General features: G+C 66.8%; 11 protein-coding genes. 5 read left to right on the top strand and 6 right to left on the bottom strand.

Annotated elements, in window-relative coordinates:
• Nucleotides 1-23 precede the first annotated feature (23 nt).
• From panD to J7I85_RS00930, 3 genes are all read left to right on the top strand, one after another.
• The gene (gene panD / locus J7I85_RS00940; RefSeq protein ID WP_214845448.1) at nt 24-452 is read left to right on the top strand and encodes an aspartate 1-decarboxylase; all 429 of its coding nucleotides are present in this window, start codon (nt 24-26) and stop codon (nt 450-452) included.
• A 139-nt stretch (nt 453-591) separates the two neighbouring features.
• Nucleotides 592-1,518 (top strand): AEC family transporter, encoded by a 927-nt coding sequence (locus tag J7I85_RS00935; RefSeq protein WP_214845446.1) that lies wholly within the window; start codon nt 592-594, stop codon nt 1,516-1,518.
• Between the two features lie 52 nt (nt 1,519-1,570).
• A complete protein-coding gene (locus J7I85_RS00930; RefSeq protein WP_214845444.1) occupies nt 1,571-2,692 on the top strand; it encodes an FAD-dependent oxidoreductase in 1,122 nt (373 codons plus the stop codon).
• 30 nt (nt 2,693-2,722) lie between these two features.
• On the opposite strand, the gene J7I85_RS00925 is transcribed toward J7I85_RS00930, so the two are convergent.
• The 3 genes from J7I85_RS00925 to J7I85_RS00915 form a co-directional block, all read right to left on the bottom strand.
• A complete protein-coding gene (locus J7I85_RS00925) occupies nt 2,723-5,350 on the bottom strand; it encodes a trehalase-like domain-containing protein (RefSeq protein WP_214845442.1) in 2,628 nt (875 codons plus the stop codon).
• 126 nt (nt 5,351-5,476) lie between these two features.
• Nucleotides 5,477-6,799, bottom strand: coding sequence for a hypothetical protein (locus tag J7I85_RS00920; protein WP_214845440.1), 1,323 nt, complete (start codon nt 6,797-6,799; stop codon nt 5,477-5,479).
• A gap of 415 nt (nt 6,800-7,214) precedes the next feature.
• The gene (locus J7I85_RS00915) at nt 7,215-8,204 is read right to left on the bottom strand and encodes an LLM class flavin-dependent oxidoreductase (RefSeq protein WP_214845438.1); all 990 of its coding nucleotides are present in this window, start codon (nt 8,202-8,204) and stop codon (nt 7,215-7,217) included.
• A gap of 154 nt (nt 8,205-8,358) precedes the next feature.
• Between J7I85_RS00915 and J7I85_RS00910 the strand changes: the two genes are divergently transcribed.
• Together J7I85_RS00910 and J7I85_RS00905 are read left to right on the top strand one after the other, a co-directional pair.
• A complete protein-coding gene (locus J7I85_RS00910) occupies nt 8,359-10,071 on the top strand; it encodes a helicase HerA-like domain-containing protein (protein ID WP_214845436.1) in 1,713 nt (570 codons plus the stop codon).
• A gap of 128 nt (nt 10,072-10,199) precedes the next feature.
• Complete coding sequence (locus J7I85_RS00905; RefSeq protein WP_214845434.1) at nt 10,200-11,192, top strand: hypothetical protein; 993 nt, start codon at nt 10,200-10,202, stop codon at nt 11,190-11,192.
• A gap of 701 nt (nt 11,193-11,893) precedes the next feature.
• Here J7I85_RS00905 and J7I85_RS00900 read toward each other — a convergent pair.
• The 3 genes from J7I85_RS00900 to J7I85_RS00890 all read right to left on the bottom strand — a co-directional run bounded on the left by J7I85_RS00900 (nt 11,894) and on the right by J7I85_RS00890 (nt 16,441).
• Entirely contained in the window at nt 11,894-13,876 is a 1,983-nt protein-coding gene (locus tag J7I85_RS00900) for an NHL domain-containing thioredoxin family protein (protein ID WP_214845432.1), read from the bottom strand.
• Nucleotides 13,876-16,038 carry a cytochrome c oxidase assembly protein gene (locus J7I85_RS00895; protein ID WP_214845430.1) on the bottom strand — a complete coding sequence of 721 codons (2,163 nt, stop codon included), beginning with the start codon at nt 16,036-16,038 and terminating at the stop codon, nt 13,876-13,878. The genes J7I85_RS00900 and J7I85_RS00895 overlap by 1 nt, the downstream gene beginning before the upstream one ends.
• A 118-nt stretch (nt 16,039-16,156) precedes the next feature.
• Nucleotides 16,157-16,441 (bottom strand): HU family DNA-binding protein, encoded by a 285-nt coding sequence (locus J7I85_RS00890; RefSeq protein ID WP_214845428.1) that lies wholly within the window; start codon nt 16,439-16,441, stop codon nt 16,157-16,159.
• Nucleotides 16,442-16,907 lie beyond the last annotated feature (466 nt).

Below are 16,907 nucleotides of genomic sequence, written 5' to 3'. Positions count from 1 at the left end.
CCCGGCGTTAGACTGTTGACGTTATGAATCGCACAATGTTTAAGTCCAAGATCCACCGGGCCACCGTCACGCACGCGGACCTGCACTACGTGGGTTCGGTCACCGTTGACCTTGACCTGCTCGATGCTGCCGACATCCTGCCCGGCGAGCTCGTGGCCATCGTGGACGTCACCAACGGCGCCCGGCTCGAGACGTACACCATCGCCGGGGAGCGCGGTTCCGGCGTCATCGGAATCAACGGCCCGGCGGCCCACCTGGTGCAGGAGAACGACACTGTCATTCTGATCACCTACGCGGCGATGACCACCGAGGAAGCCAAGGCCTACGAGCCCAAGGTTGTCCACGTGGACAAGGACAACCGCATCATCCAGTTGGGCAACGACCCCGCCGAGGGCCTCACCCCGGGTCTGCTGCGGCCGCCGTTCGCACTCAACAACGCCGCGCTGAGCTAGCACCAGCGCCTTTGGGTACCGGGTAAGGCAACCCAACAGCGAGATCCCTGCCACAACGTGAACCGCGGCTGAATAAATCTGATTAGGCTGGGATGGTGGATGCCGCCCCCTGCCCTAGCCTGCCCTTGGCGGCAACCCCGTGCTAGGCGTTCTCGCAGGCTTTTTCGTGGTCTGGTCCATCATTCTGGTGGGCATGTTCGTGGGCAGGCGCAACATCCTCGGCGATAACGCGCGCCAGGTCCTCAGCGGGCTGACCTTCTTCGTGGCCAGCCCCGCCCTGCTGTTCGAGACGCTGAGCCGGGCGAGCCTGCGCGAAGTGTTCGCCGCGCCGCTGCTGGTGGCGGCCGTGGGCGCTGCCACCACCGCCGCCCTGTTCTTCGTCATCGTCAGGTTCCTGCTCAAGCGCACCGTTCCGGAATCACTGATGTCCTCCATGAGCGCCTCACTGGCCAACTCCGCCAACCTGGGCATCCCCATTGCCGTGTACGTCCTCGGGGATGCCAGCCACGTCGCTCCCCTGCTGATCTTCCAGCTGGCGTTTTTCACACCGATGTTCCTCATGGCCCTCGATGCCACCACCAGCTCGCACCGGACCACGCCGCTCCGGTTCATCATGCTGATCCTGAAGAACCCCATGATCGTCGGCTCCGCCCTTGGGCTGCTGGTCGCCGGAACGGGCTGGCAGCTCCCGCCGCTGCTTCTGGAGCCCATCCACCTGATCGGCGGCGCCGCAATTCCGGCCATGCTGATGGCCTTCGGCATGAGCCTGAACGGCTCGAAGCCCCTGCAGGCAGCCGCCGGCCGGAGAACCGATGCCCTGCTGGCCAGCGGCTTCAAGCTGTTCGTGCACCCGGCCATCGCCTACCTCTTTGCGCGCTTCGCCCTCGGGCTGGACGGCCCGGCGCTGTTCGCTGTGGTGGTCACGTCCGCCCTACCCACCGCGCAGAATGTGTTCGTTGCCGCCAGCAGGTACAAGGCCGGGCTCGCGGTCGCGAAGGACACCGTCCTGATCACCACCATCGTCGCGGTGCCTGCGATGATCGGCGTGGCTCTGCTTCTGGCTTAGCTGCCGCCCGTCCCCGACCGCTCCGCGACTGCCGCCCGAACTGGAGGAAACCTTGAACACCACCCTGGACACCGTGATCATCGGAGGCGGAGCCATGGGGTCCGCTGCCGCCTGGGCGCTGGCCGCCCGGGGGCGAGACGTGACCCTGCTCGAGCAGTTCACGCCCGGCCACCTCATAGGTGCATCGCACGGCGCCACCCGGAACCTGAGCCTTGCCTACGCTGAGCCCGAGTACGTCGCCATGCTCGCGGAAACGCTGAGGCTCTGGAGTGAGCTCGAGGACGAGAGCGGCGAACGGCTGCTGGCGCGCACCGGCGTCGTCAACCACGGCCCCGACCCGCGCCTCGGCGAGATCCACGCAGCACTGAACAGCGCCGGCCTCCGGGCGGACTTCGTTCCGCTCGCTGAAGCCGGCGAGCGCTGGGGCGGCATCCGCTTCGACCAGCAGGTTCTCCACATGCCCGACGGCGGCCAGCTCAACCCGGAGGCCGCCCTTCCGGCGTTCCAGCGGCTCGCGGCACGGAACGGCGCGGCTGTCCGGCACGGCGTGAAGGTTGTGGGGCTGGAAATCCTCGACGACGGCGTCCGGCTGACCGTGGACGACGGCGGCCGGACGGAAGTGCTCACCGCCCGGCAGGCGGTGGTCACCGCGGGCGGCTGGACCTCCAAGCTGCTGGCAGGATCAATCGCCACACCGCGCCTGACCGTGACTCAGGAGCAGCCGGCCCATTTCCGCATCGCCGACGACGGCGCCACCTGGCCCGGGTTCAACCACTTCCCCGGCGAGGGCGGGGACTACGCCGGCTGGTACTCCCCCGTGTACGGAATGCTGACCCCCGGCGAGGGCGTCAAGGCGGGCTGGCACGGCGTGGGGCCCGTGGTGGACCCGGACCGGAGATCCTACCTGCCCGAACCGCGCCAGCGCGCAGCGCTGCAGCAGTACGCGAGGGACTGGCTTCCCGGCGTGGACGCCGACGCGATGACCGACATCAGCTGCACCTACACCACCGCCCCGGACCACAACTTCGTGCTGGACCGGATCGGGCCCGTGGTCATCGGGGCGGGCTTCGCCGGCCACGGCTTCAAGTTCACACCGGTGGTGGGCCGGATCCTCGCGGATCTTGCCACCGGAGAGGGCCCCGCGCCGGCGATCTTCGCGGCCTCCCGAGCTTAAACGCAAGCTTCCGGATAACTCCCGCCCCGGCTAACCGCGCTGGTGCCGGTCCAGGAGCCGGGCGCAGCGGATGAACCCAAGGTGCGAGTACGCCTGCGGATGGTTCCCCAGATGAGTCTCGGTGCCCGGATCGTACTCCTCCGGGAGCAGCCCGGTGGGTCCGAACAAATTCACCAGCTGGTCGAAGAGGTCCCAGGCGTCGGCGATCCGGCCCACCGCCACGTACGCCTCGATCAGCCAGGTGGTGCAGATGTGGAAGCCGCCCTCCAGGCCCGGCAGGCCGTCGTCGTACTTGTACCGGAAGACCGTGGGTCCCACCCGCAGTTCCCGCTCCACGGCCGTGACGGTGTCCAGGAACCGCTGGTCGCTGGCGTCGAGCAGGCCGGACAGCCCGATGTGCAGCACCGCTGCGTCGAGGTCGGGGCTGTCGTAGGCGACGGTGTAGGACGCGGCGCTGTGGTCCCATCCCTCGCGGAGCACCTCGTCCCGGATGGTGGCGGCCGTGTCCGCCCAGGCCGGCTGGGGGCTGCGGCCGTGGCGGGCAGCGGTGCGGAGGGCCCGGTCCAGGGTGACCCAGCACATCACCTTGGTGTAGATGTGGTGCCTGGGTGCGCGGCGCGCCTCCCAGATGCCGTGGTCCGCCTCATGCCACCGTGCCAGCACGGCGCTGGCCATCTGGACCAGCAGCTCCCAGTGCCCGTCCGCCAGAAATCCCCGGGACTCACTCAGCCCGTGGATCAGCTCCGCAATCGGGCCAAACACATCCAGCTGGACCTGGTGGTCCGCGGCGTTGCCGATCCGCACGGGACGCGATCCCGCATATCCGGGGAGGCTCTCGATGATGGCCTCCGTTGACAGCGGCGCGCCCGTCACGGAATACAGCGGATGCAGCCACTCCGGCCCCGGGGCGTTCGCCAGGATGCCGGTCAGCCACCTGAGGAAACCGTCCGCCTCCACTGTTGACCCCAGGTCCACCAGGGCGTTGACAGTCATGGAACCGTCACGCAGCCAGCAGTAGCGGTAATCCCAGTTGCGGGTGCCGCCGATGCCCTCCGGAAGGGACGTGGTGGGGGCCGCGAGCACGGCGCCGGTGGGCTCATGGACCAGTGCGCGCAGCACCAGAGCCGAACGCCGAACCAGGGACGGCTTGACGGACGGCAGCGTCAGGCCCTTTACCCAGCGGTTGGAATGATGCGCGACGGCGGCCCTCCGGTCCGCTTCGTCCGTCCCGTCCGGGTGCTGGGGCTCCGTATCGCCGCACCGGAGGTTGAGGACAACCGGTCCGTGCCGCAGGTTAACCTCGGCGGTGGCTGTTGCGTGCCGCCCGTCCGAGGTGATGGCGAAGCTAACGTCCGGCGCCAGCAGGATGATGGGGTCGGACGTGCCGACGACGTGAAGCTCGCCGCCTCGGGCCTCCATGCTGAACGGCGCATTGGCGTAGTCCGGCCGGGGCGCGAAAACGATCCGGGCCGCCCCGGTTCCGGACAGCACCCGGACCAGGCTGGTGATGCCATCCGGGGCCGGTTCAAGATAGTCCGTCACGGTGACGTCCGCCCACCGCGTTTCCACGATCATGGTGCTGTCCACGTACCGCTGCCCCAGCACCCGCGACGCCTTGACCGGTTCCACGGAGAAGTGACCGGCGGCGTCGCCGCCCAGGATGTGGGCAAAGAGGGAGCCAGAATCCGGCAGGGGGTGGCTCATCCAGCAGATCTTGGCCTCGGGCGTCACCAGCGCGGTGGAGGAGCCGTTCCCGATCATGGAGTGCCGCTCCAGGCCGACGGCGTCCTCGCCGAAAAGCCAGGCGCGGCGCAGTTCGAAGAGGATTCCGAGCACGCGCGCGAAGGATTCCGGATCCTTCAGCCGGTGTTGGGCCGACCCGGGCAGGTCCCCCACCCACAGACCCATGTCCGGGCCGCGGAGCGTGTTCATGGCCAGTTCGTCGCTCATGGCATCGCCCGCGTACAGCGCGGCGCTCACACCCAGCCGTGCGCGCAGGTGGTCCAGGGCATCGGCCTTGGAGGGCTGCACCACGGACAGGTCCAGGACGGAGCCGTCCACAATGAAGAACAGTCCCAGGGCCCGGGCAACCTCCTCCGCCTTCCTGGCAGACTTGGCCACGACGTCCGGGGCGGCGGACCTGGTGTGGACAGAGACCGCGACGGGCTTCCGTTCGATGCTGATTCCCTTGTAGGCACCCACCGCTTCGAGCAGCGCCTGGTTTGCCTGCTGCAGCACCGACTCGGTGGCCAGGGACAGTCCGTGGGCGAATCCCATGTCGAACTCGGCGCCGTGCGAGCCCACCAGGTGGACCTCTGCGGGAAGCCTGGAAACCGCAGCCAAGTCACGCAGGGACCGTCCGGAGATGACGGCGGCGTGCGTGTTGGGCAGGGCGGCCAGGGCCCGGAGGGCGATGGCCGCGCTGCCGAGCGGCAGTGTTTCCGTGGAGATGCCTTCGGCGGCACACAGGGTTCCCCCGTAATTGCAGGCGACGAGCAGTCCCGGCGTCCGCGCCAGGATCTTCAGTTCGCCGAGCAGTTGGGGTGTCAGTCCGTCGTCGCCCGCCTCGGACTGGACGAAGGCCCGCAGCAGGCCCAGCGGAAGGGATTTGGTCAGCAGTGCGGAATCGGCCACCGTCTGGTTAAGCGGAGTAGGCATGCGCGGCAATCCTTCGGATCATCCCCAATCGGTCTTGGACACTTAAAGCATCCGCCGCGGCCGTTTCCCCTGAATATCCCGGTTATTGCGTTCGTGTAACTTCGTGGCCTCCGGTCCTGCCGAGCATCAGCAGTTGGGCGAATCGTACTCGTAGGCTCCGGCATCAGCAGCGGCCGTTCCGGCGCAGTCCCCGTTCTGCACGGAGGGGGCGCTCATGAGGTCCACCGTGTAGGGCGTGGTGCCGGCCCTGTCGATGGCGGGACTCGTGCCCGTCAGGCGGAGGTCCGCCGGAGCATTCGCGAACCGGGCGGGCGCCGTCGTCGACGTGCTGTTCGGGGTGATGTTGACGGGACCGTTCAGGACGTTCTGCTTCTCGGTCCAACCCGAACCGTTGATCCATAGCGAGTTCTTGACACCCACCAGGATGTTGGCGCGGATCACCGTTGAGGCGGGGCAGGTCGCGTGGCACACGACCGCCTGGGACTGGGTGCCGGTCAGGTAGACAGTGTTGAACTCAAAGACGGTGCCATTGGTGGGGCCGTACGACGTTCCGTTTCCACGGGCAATCAGGCCCTTGGCCTCGGAACAGTTGGCGCCGCAGGTTGAGCGGATGAGGTTGTAGCGGAACGTGTTGCCGTCTGCAGTTCCTGAGGACTTTCCAAGTTCGGAGAAGCTGTTGTTGTCCAGTGACACGTTGTGGTGAATGTTGTTGCGGTTGCCGTTGTAGATTTCGAACGCGCCGCCGTCCTGGTTGTAGTCATAGGACTTGCCGGTAGACCCGCTGACGGTGTTGTTGGAAAACTCGTTGTCGCTGCCGTTAATCAGCACGCCAAAGGCACCCGAGTCGTCGCTGCAGTTCGCGGCGGTTGCGGTCCCGCAATTGGTGCCCAGCGTATTCACGTTCATCACATTGTTGCCGGTCAGCGAATTGCCCGTGTATTTACCGAAGTCAGAGCCGGTGCCAATTTTAAGGCCGACCGCATTGTTGGAGGCGCTGGAGTTCCTCACGGCATTGCGGTCGCCGGTGACGCTGATTCCGGCGTAGCCGCAGGCGAGTGCACGGAGGCCGTCAACGGTGGTGTAGTTGCCGTTGACCCTGATGCAGTTTCCGGATTTTCCGCCTGTGACTATCGGAGCGTTGCCCGTGCCATAGCTGTTCAGCGTGATGGGGGCGGTGGAGGTTCCGCTCTGTGCCGTGACGATGCCGCCGCTGAAGGTGTCGCCCCTGCGGAAACTGACGGTGTCTCCCGGCTTGAGCACCGCCAGGTTGACCTTGGACAGCGTCTTCCATGCCGATGTGCTGGCCGTGCCCGAGTTGCTGTCACTGCCGGCGGCGCTGACATAGTACGTGGTGCCCGCGGCGGACGCCGGAACAGCAGCTCCGGCAATAAACCCGCTGACCATGAGGAAGGTCATGAGAATGGCGGCGGCCGTAGACTTGATCTTCATATTTTTACCTGCATCTGATCAATGGCGGGAAATGCTTAATGGCGGGGCACAGCTTTATGGCAGAGCAATGTCCCATCCGTAAAGCGCCCTGCGTTCCGCCCGCTGAATCCAGACCCAGTGAACCCCGGAACAGACGCGCCGAATTGCCTCAACCCAGGGCATTCCGGATCGAGGCCACGGCGTGTAGTGACTTTGAGACCGCTACATTCCACCCAGCCGGCAACGAGTGTTTAAAATGAGACCTTGCGCACTCAAAGCTAGGTTCCGCACCGGTCCAAGTCAAAAGATATTGGTTGAATAACGGAGCCCTGAATGTTCAATCAGGAGGCCGCTATCCCCCGCACGTGCTTTGACCTGCGGGTTTAGTCAAAGTACGGGCGGGGACAGGGCCGCCAAATGTCTCGTTGCCGCAGGCTCAGACGCTCACCAGTCCGGCAACCTCCGCCAGGAGCTCCACCGAGCGCAGCCGCTCTGCGGTGCCGGTGCTCTGGTGCGCCACGATCAGCTCGTCGGCGTCGGCGTGCCGGGCGAAGCCGTCCAAGTAGTCCAGTACGACGTCCGGGGTGCCCACAGCCGAGTACTTCATCATCTGCGAGACGTGCTGTCCCTGCGGCGAGTCCAGGATCATGTCCGCTTCGTCGTCGGTGAATTGCCGCCCGCCACCGAAGAACAGCGAGACGCGGGCCCGCATCGTGGCGCGCAGCATCTCCTGGGCGTCCGAGGCAGCATCGGCGGCCACCACGTTGACGCCGGCGATGACGTGCGGGGCGGACAGCTGCCCCGACGGCTTGAACTCCCGGCGGTACACGGCGACGGCTTCCTGCAGCGCATTCGGGGCAAAGTGGGAGGCGAAGGCGTACGGCAGCCCCAGCTGGGCCGCCAGCCGTGCTCCGAAGAGGGAGGAGCCCAAAATGTACAGGGGCACGTTGGTTCCCCTGCCTGGTGTTGCCTCCACCCCCTGCACACGGGTGGGACCTGTCAGGTAACCCTGCAGTTCCAGGACGTCCTGCGGGAAGGTATCGGCCGAATGCGGGTCACGGCGCAGCGCCCGCATGGTGTTCTGGTCGCTGCCGGGCGCACGTCCCAGGCCCAGGTCGATCCGGCCGGGATGCAGGGTCTCCAGGGTGCCGAACTGCTCGGCGATGGTGAGCGGAGAATGGTTGGGCAGCATCACGCCGCCTGCCCCGAGCCTGATGCTCTCGGTGTGCGCGGCGACGTGGGCGATCAGCACGGACGTGGCCGACGACGCGATGGAAGACATGTTGTGGTGCTCGGCGTACCAGACGCGCCGGTACCCGAGTTTTTCGGCCTGCTGTGCCATGGCGACACTCCCGGCAAAGCTCTCCGCCGCCGTCTGGCCCTTGCCGATGGTTGCCAGGTCGAGGATGGAGAGGGGAACAGTCACGGCAGGACGGCCTTTCGTAGGGGGTTGCGCAGCTGCCGGCCCAGCGGTGGTCCGGCACATTGGGAACAACGACGTCGGCACCCGGGTTATTTCTCTCTGGCCCGGTGACGCTGTCCACATATCCCGTCCATGCGCCTGCCGCTATGCTGGCGGCATGGCCAACAAGTCCACCGCAGATAAAGTAGCCACCATCCAAAAGGGCTATGCCCTGGAGGGTGCCACCATCGAGCTGGGCGCCGCCATCGTCGACGGCGAACTGCACAAGGACGCTCCGGTCCGGCTGCCGCTGTCCATGATGAACCGGCACGGGCTCGTGGCCGGCGCCACCGGCACGGGCAAGACCGTAACTCTGCACATGATGGCGGAACAGCTCTCGACCGCCGGGGTGCCCGTGTTCCTGGCAGATATTAAGGGCGACCTTTCCGGGCTTGCCACGGCGGCCGCCGGGAGCGACAAGCTGGCGAAGCGGACCGAGAGCATCGGGCAGGTATGGTCCGGGAAGACGTTTCCGGTGGAGTTCCTGGCCCTCGGCGGGGACGGTGACGGCATCCCGGTCCGCGCCACGATCACGTCGTTCGGGCCCATCCTGCTCTCCCGTGTCCTGGAGCTCAATGACACCCAGGAATCCAGCCTCCAGCTCGTGTTCCATTTTGCGGACAAGAACAACCTCGAGCTGGTGGATCTGAAGGACCTGCGCGCCGTCATCCAGTTCCTTACCGCCGACGAGGGCAAGGAAGCGCTCAAGGAACTGGGCGGCCTGTCCAAAGCCACTGCCGGCGTCATCCTGCGCGAGCTGGTGGCTCTCGAGGCGCAGGGCATGGAGCGTTTTTTCGGCGAGCCGGAGTTCGACACCGCCGAGCTGCTCCGCACGGCGCCGGACGGGCGCGGCGTCATCAGCTGCCTGGAGCTGCCCACCCTGCAGACCAAGCCGATGGTTTTCTCCACGTTCCTGATGTGGCTTCTCGCGGATCTGTTCGAGGACCTGCCCGAAGCCGGTGACCTCGACAAACCCAAGCTCGTGTTTTTTCTCGACGAGGCGCACCTGCTCTTCAATGACGCCTCGAAGGCCTTCCTGGAAGCCATCACCACCACGGTCCGCCTGATCCGCTCCAAGGGAGTGGGCATCTTCTTCGTCACGCAGACTCCGAAGGATGTCCCTGCGGACGTCCTCGGGCAGCTGGCCAACCGCGTCCAGCACGCGCTCAGGGCTTTCACGCCGGAGGATGCGAAGGCGCTCAAGGCCACCGTCTCCACGTTTCCTGTGAGCGACTATGACCTCGAGGAGACCCTGACGTCCGCGGGCATCGGCGAGGCCGTCATCACGGTCATGAACGAGAGAGGCGCACCGACGCCGGTTGCCCTGACCCGCCTCCGGGCACCGGAGTCCGTCATGGGCCCCAGCACCGGCGAACTGGTCCGGAGCAGCGTGGCAGGGTCAGCGCTGCTCGCGAAGTACGGCACTGCGGTGGACAACGTCTCCGCCTACGAGAAGCTGACCGGCAAGGCCGGAGCGCCCACCGGCGCTGCGGCAGCCGGGCAGCCGCCGGCGCCCTCGCCCGAGGTGTTCGTCCCCGGCAGTCCCGACCCAACGGCCGTCGACGACGAAGCCCGCCGCATCGAGGAGGAGATCCTTGGCCGTCCAAGCAGCAGGCAGCCTGGCAGCGGTGGCGCCGGCGGCGGGCCAGTTTCCCTGCCCCCGGCCAGACGCCAGGCTCCCCAGTCCGGCGGCATGATGGGGGACATCACCGGCGCCCTAGGCGGGGCCCTTGGCAGCGGCCTGAAAAGCATGGCCCGGTCCATGGGAACGCAGCTGGGCCGGGAACTCCTGCGGGGCGTTTTCGGCACCTCGTCCCGGCGCCGCCGCTAGCGGAAAGCAGCGCCGACAACGGCGGCTGTGACCCGCCGTCGGGCGTTCCCGCGCGCCGGCCGAGCGTCACGGGGACCGCCGCTACTCCAGAGTTGCCTGGCGTTGCAGGTAACGTGGGGTGGGTGCAAATGAGTCAAGCGTTGGTGAAGACGGCGGCCGGATGGCTGCTGGGCCTCATGCTTGCCATCGTTGGCGCCATCGTTTCGGTCAACCTGGTCAACTCCTCGGTGGCCAGTCCGCAGCAACCCGTGCGCGAATACCTGGAGGCCCTGCAGCACGGCGAAGGCGAGCGGGCACTGGGCCTGCTCCGTGCGTCGGTGCCGGACGCCGACCCCGCCATGCTCGACGGCACGGCGCTGCAGACGTCGGCCTCGCGCATCACGAACGTGAAGCTCGGCGCCGCAGTAGGACGCGGCGGCAACCGGGTGATGGTGCCGATGGACTACACCATCGACGGCAGCCAGCTGCACACCGAGTTCCTGCTGGAGAGCACCGGCACAGAATGGCTGTTCTTCCACAAGTGGTCCTTCGTGCCGACCACGCTGCCCACCGTTGACGTGACGGTGGTGAACTCCAGTGAGGCAACGTTCAACGGCGTGCCGGTGAACATGCCCGGCGGCCACAACAGCTTCGCGGTGTTCTATCCGGGCGAGTACGAGGCGTCCCTCAACGGCCAATACTTCGCCGCCCCGCCCACGCGGGCCACGGTCTCCGGACGGGAGGCTCCCGCCGCCCCGCTTAACCTGCTCACGCATGCCACGGACGAGCTGAACCAGGCGGTGTCCGCACGGGTCAAGGAATTCCTCGACAAGTGCGCGGCCGAAGCCGGCCAGCAGCAACGGCTCCAGCCCGACTGCCCGTTCTACCACGTCACCAACAACCGCGTGGTGCTCGGGACCATCAAGTGGAGCATCACCGAGTACCCAAAGATCACCATCGAGCCATTTGACGGCAAGTGGGTGGTGGCGCCGCTGGACGGCAAGGCAAAGCTCACTGCCCAGCAGATCGACCTGTTCAGCGGGGCCGTCTCGCCCCTGGACGTGCAGCACGATTTCAGCTTCACGACGCGTCTGGACATCGACGGCGACACCATCAAGGTCACGCCGCTTCTCACCTTCTAGGAGCCCCCTCAGGTCGCTGAGCCGGACCGGCCCAACTTTGACGCCGGATTCGAAGTCCACCGTCCCGATCCCGTCGAGCCACACACCTGGGTTGCAGTTGCTATCCCCGCTTCGCGGAACAGAACCCGGGCCAGCGTCTCCAGCAGCGAATCGGCGCCACGTTCCACTCTTGCCAGAACGTCCCGCGCTTTCCCGCACCGGTTGCGAGTCAGGTGTCCACGTAAGAAAGGCGGGGTCAATGTCTCCTCGGTTGTAGGCGCACTCCACCATCACCAGGGATTCCACCGAGGGCAGGCAGAGCAGCGCTTGGAGCAGAACATCCGGCAGCGCGGCGATGGTTCCATGGCGCTTGGGTTGTGTGAGGGCAAGACGATGGCTGACACACCCATCAAGTGCACGACCGTTGCTGTGCCAGTTGTGAGGCTGCGGCGCTGGACGGAGCTGCCATAGTTTGAATCGCGGAGCAGCGGACACACAGGTCAGGAGCCCACGGGAATGTCCGGCCGCCACCAACTCGGGATCGGCGCCGGGAACGGCGAGGAGCCCACGCACGGCAGGCAGAATCTCGGCCATGTGGACAACCGGCCCGCTTACGGCGCTGCCGGGCTGGCCCAGCTTTGCCCCCCCACAAACGGCAGTGGCCCGGTTCCGCGCCGCGAGGGCGGGAAACCGGGCCACTTCAGTCAGTGCTGCAAGGGACCTTAGTCCATGCCGCGCAGGTCCAGCACCAGGTCGGTGTCGCCGTCGGCCTGCAGCACCACCGGGATGCCCCAGTCCTGCTGGTAGAGGTGGCAGGCCGCGTGGTCCGGGATCTCGCCGTCCTCGGTTTCCGGGCCGTCGCAGGCGGCAGCGCGGGCCGTAATGTGCAGCACGCCCTCTGGAACGTCGGAGGCCAGCTCGAGAGTGCGGAGCAGGCCCACGGAGGTCCCGCCGCCGGACACGAGCAGCTCCGGCGGGGTGGAGGAGATCTTCAGCTGGGTGGGGTCGCCCCAGCGGTCATCGAGCTTCTGGCCGGTGGGCGCCGTGAAGCGGACCGTGAGCTCCAGCAGGCCGGGCGCCACAGGGCTCTTGGGCCGGTGCGTCTGTGAGGCGCCCTCGTCCACCTGCTGCGCTTCCTTGGGGATGGGTACGTACACGAGCTGGTGCTTGTTCGCCTCGACCACCACCAGCAGCGGCTCGGAGCCCGCCACCTGGGTGTGGTCGACGATCACGTCGGACGGCTCGGCCAGGCCCCGCGCCAGCGTGGACACGGTGCCGGCGGCCGGGTCGTAGCGGCGCACCGCACCGTTGTAGGTGTCGGCGATCGCCACGGAACCGTCCGGCAGCACGGTGACGCCCAGGGGGTGCTGCAGGCGCGCCTCGGACGCCCCGCCGTCGCGGAAGCCGAAGTCGAAGAGACCCTTGCCCACTGCCGATTCAACGGTGACGGTTCCGTCGTCGTCGATCACCAGCTTGCGCAGGGCTGAGGTCTCAGAGTCGGCCACCCAGATGTTTCCGTCGGCGTCCTCGGCCACACCTGAGGGCTGCGCGAACCAGGCCTCGTGGGCGGGCCCGTCCAGCAGGCCTTCCAGTCCATTGCCGGCGACGATCGAGACGTCCCCGGTGAGCGGCTCGTAGCTGAAGATCTGGTGCACACCGGCCATGGCGATCACCACGGCGTTCAGCTTGCCGGACCAGACGACGTCCCACGGCGAGCTGAGGGCCACGTCCAGGGGGTGGTCTCCCAGGCGTCCGGTGAAGCCTGCCGCGTCCTCGTCCACGCGGGCGGGCCCGGTCTCGAGGAGCCGCTGCACGCCGCTTCCAACGAGCGTGGTGACGGTTCCGTCAGCGAGCGACAGTCCCCGCAGGCGGTGGTTGACGGAGTCGGCAATTACGACGTCGTAGCCCGTCTTCGCTGCCACGTCTACCGGCAGCAGGACAAGACCCTGCGGTTCGTTGAACCGGGCGGTGTCGGCGGCGCCGTCGGCGTGGCCCTTCTCCCCGGAACCGTACGTGTTCAGCACGGTGTGGAAGTCGGTGCCGAGCTCCAGAACGCGGTGGTGGCCGGTATCGGTGACCAGCCAGGTGCCGGCGTCAGCGGTGCCGGCGGCAGCACCGGCGTCGTGCGCGGAACCCCGGCCGGCCGGAAGGTAGAGGGCCTTGCCCGGGAAGCGAAGGGTACCCGACGTCGGCTCCGGAGCCACGTAGGGGCCGTTGCCGCGGTGCAGGGTGCCACGGGCCTCGTGCTCGGCGATCAGCTCGGGAATGAGCACGCCCAGGCCGTCGGCGTGGCCTTCGCCCGATAGGTGCGCCACGATGTAGCCCTCGGGGTCAATGACCACCAGTGTGGGCCAGGCGCGCGCTGTGTAGGCCTTCCAGGTTTCCAGCTCGGGGTCGTCCAGGACCGGGTGGTGGATCTCGTAGCGCTCCACGGCGGCGGCCAGCGCCACAGGATCGGCCTCGTGCTCGAACTTCGGGGAGTGCACGCCCACTGTGACCAGGACGTCGGAGTACTTTTCCTCCAGCGGCCGGAGCTCGTCCAGCACGTGCAGGCAGTTGATGCAGCAGAAGGTCCAGAAGTCCAGGAGCACGATCTTGCCGCGCAGGGCTTCCAGGTCCAAAGACTTGCCGCCGGTGTTCAGCCAGTTGCGGCCCACCAGTTCAGAGGCGCGGACCCGGAGGTGGGTGCGTACGGTTTCGCTCATCAGCGTCCTTCCAGCTTTGAGTTGCGTTCAGCCAGCTTGGCGTCGCGTTCAGCCAATTTGGCAAACATATCGTTGTAAGCGGTGAGATCGGCGTCGTTATTCCTGTCCGCCGCCCGGTCGGTGCGCCGGGTTTCGCGTTCATCTGATCGGGACCACATGATGGCGACGCCGATCGCCACCAGCACGGTGGGAATTTCGCCGATGCCCCAGGCCACGGCGCCGCCCATTTGCTGGTCCAGGAGGGCCGAACCTCCCCAGCTGCGGCCGAGGTTGCCGAAGTAGTCGGCGGCCAGCAGGTTGGTGCCGCCCATGATGGCCACGCCGAAGAAGGCGTGGAAGCCCATGGTGGCCAGCAGGAGCAGCAGACGCAGCGGGTACGGCGCGCGGCGCGGCAGCGGGTCTGTGCCGATCATGCTGAGTACGAAGATGTAGCCCGTCAGCGCAAAGTGCAGGTTCATCAGCTCGTGGCCCACGTGCTCCCGCATCGCCAGGCTGAAGGCGTCCGAGTAGTAGAACAGCACGATGGAGCCCGCGAAGTTCGCGGCGGCGAACAACGGATGGGTGACCACCTGCGAGAACTTCGAGTGGACGAACAGCAGGAGCCATTCCCGGAGGCCGCGGGACCCGTCCCTCCGTGCCGGAAGGGCCCGGAGCGCAAGCGTCACAGGGGCGCCGAGCACCAGGAAGATCGGAGCCACCATGGTGAGGGCCATGTGGTCCACCATGTGCGCGGAGAACAGTACGCGGCCGTATACCGACGGCGGTCCCGACGTGATGTAGGTCAGCACCAGCAGGCCGATGATCCAGTTTGCGGTGCGGAACCAGGACCACTTGTCCCCGCGTGCGCGGACCTTGGCCACGCCCAGGAGGTAGGACACCAGCCCGAAGACCGCCACGGCAATCCAGAGCCAGTCCAAACGCCACTCTGTGAGCCAGCGCTGCGGCGTCAGCTCAGGGGGCAGTTCATAGCCGGAGAGGATGAATGCCGGTGAGGCGTCCGGGGCGTACGACGTGGGTTCCGGCGGCGCTGAGCGGCCCAGGGCGACGGCGATGCCGGACGTGGCGCCCATGATGAGGAGTTCCATGAGAATCAGCTGCCAGAGCACGCGCCGCGCAGACATGGCCGCTCCTGCACGCCCCAGCTGCGGGATGACCCACTGCCGGTGCATGAAGCCGATTCCGCCCAGTACCAGTGTGGCGGCGGACTTCGCGAGGATCAGCTGGCCGTAGGCCGAGCCGAAGAGGTCACCCCAGCTGGTCACCCGGATGCTGGCGTTGACGACACCCGACGCGAAGACCAGCGCAAATGCGAAACCTGCGAGCGAGGAGAACCGCCGCAGGACCGGTTCGGTGATGTCGTCGCCTCCCGGCCGGGACACCTGGCCGCTGCGGGCCTGGTTGCGCGGGGCGAGGATGCCGGAGAGCAGGGCCAGCAGGATGATGCCGCCCACCCAGACGCTGACCCCCACCAGGTGCAGGCCCAGCGAGTTGATGGCACCCTCGTGGTCGTTGGAGCTGGCGGAGTGGCCGATCAGGGCTGTGGGAACCAGGCCGATCAGTGCCAGCAGCAACGTAAACGCCAGGCCGGTCAGCGATCGCACCCCGAAGAGGGCGGTTGTCACTACGGCGGCGATGATCGTCACGGCCAGCCAGGCTCGCCCGGTTTCGATGTCCGTCATGTAGTACACGAGGGCACGGGTGAATTCGGCATCCCCCGAGATGCCCTGCCCCGCCACGTCGGAGTACGTCAGCACCAGCACTGCGATAGCGGACAGCGTCCACGCCACGCCCGCGGCAGCCGCGATGGCAAGGGCACTGGTAAAGGCCGGGTGCTCGGGTGCGTCATTGTCTTTCGACCGCGCACCACCGAGCTTGTGCGGCAGGATTCCTGCGGCAAAGATGAGCCCGCCGATTACTCCGGCCAGGGAAACGTTGTGGATGGCCTTGCTGACAGGCAGCCCCCAACGTACCAGCGCGCCGGGGTCTGAAACTTCACGGGCGGCTGCCGCGCCGGAGAACAGCAGCGCGGCCACCAGCCCCAGGAAGAGGGCCCCGAGCCCGGCCAGCTGCCAGGCCCGCTGAATGCCGAAGGCAGCGTCAGTGGCCCGGGTGCCCGAATCGGGCGCGGGTTGCGGAGTAAGGGGTTTTGCTGCTGAAGGCACCTATCCATTGTCCGCTACCGTCGCCACGGCGGCGAATCGGAGGTTCGGCCAAGCGAGGGTTAAAAGCAAGAGGAGCGGCAACCCCGTGGGTTGCCGCTCCTCTTGAGCTGCGAAAAGACTACTTCTTGGAGACAGCGGCCTTCAGCTTGGAGCCAGCGGTCAACTTGACGCTGTGGCCGGCTGCAATCTGGATGGTCTCGCCGGTCTGCGGGTTGCGGCCAGTGCGGGCTGCGCGGTCGGTGCGCTCAACTGCGAGCCAGCCCGGGATGGTGATCTTCTCGCCGGAGGCGACAGAAGATTCGAAAACCTCGAACAGTGCATCGAGCACGGAGTTGACGGCTGCCTGGCTGGTGCCGGCCTTGCCTGCTACCTCTGCAACAAGTTCACTACGGTTCTTAGCCATGTATGTCCTCCTGGACGCTCTTGATTCTTGAGCCTGCATGCGGCGTGCGTGCAAGCCACTGTTCGAAAACTTACCAGCTTGCACCCATGAGGGGGATAAATTCCGCGTGTTTCCGCGACTTTTTGACCTAAATCACCGGTATTTCAAGGATTTCCAGCCCAATGCGGCCTCCGGACCGGATCCTCCCGCAGGTTTGGGCGCCTTCCAGCCGGATCTTCCCTCACATCCCGTCGCGTCAACCCCGACGCTTCCTCACATCCCGTCGCCTCAACCCGGACGCTTCCTCACGTCCCGTCGCCTCGACCCGTACGCTTACTCACCGTTGGCGGGGGACTGCCGGAGCGTTGACGAAAGGCGGCAGGAGCTGCGGAAGGGTTGGGGGAAAGCTGCAGGAGGTGAGGGAGCGTCGGTGAAACGGCTGCGGGATGTGAGGGAGGGTTTTGGTGCCCGGGATTGGCAGGCCTGT

The sequence above is a fragment of the Arthrobacter sp. ISL-65 genome (assembly GCF_018613795.1).
Taxonomy (GTDB): domain Bacteria; phylum Actinomycetota; class Actinomycetes; order Actinomycetales; family Micrococcaceae; genus Arthrobacter.
Note: the sequence above shows the minus strand (reverse complement) of the source record. Positions and strands in the feature narration are given on the sequence as shown.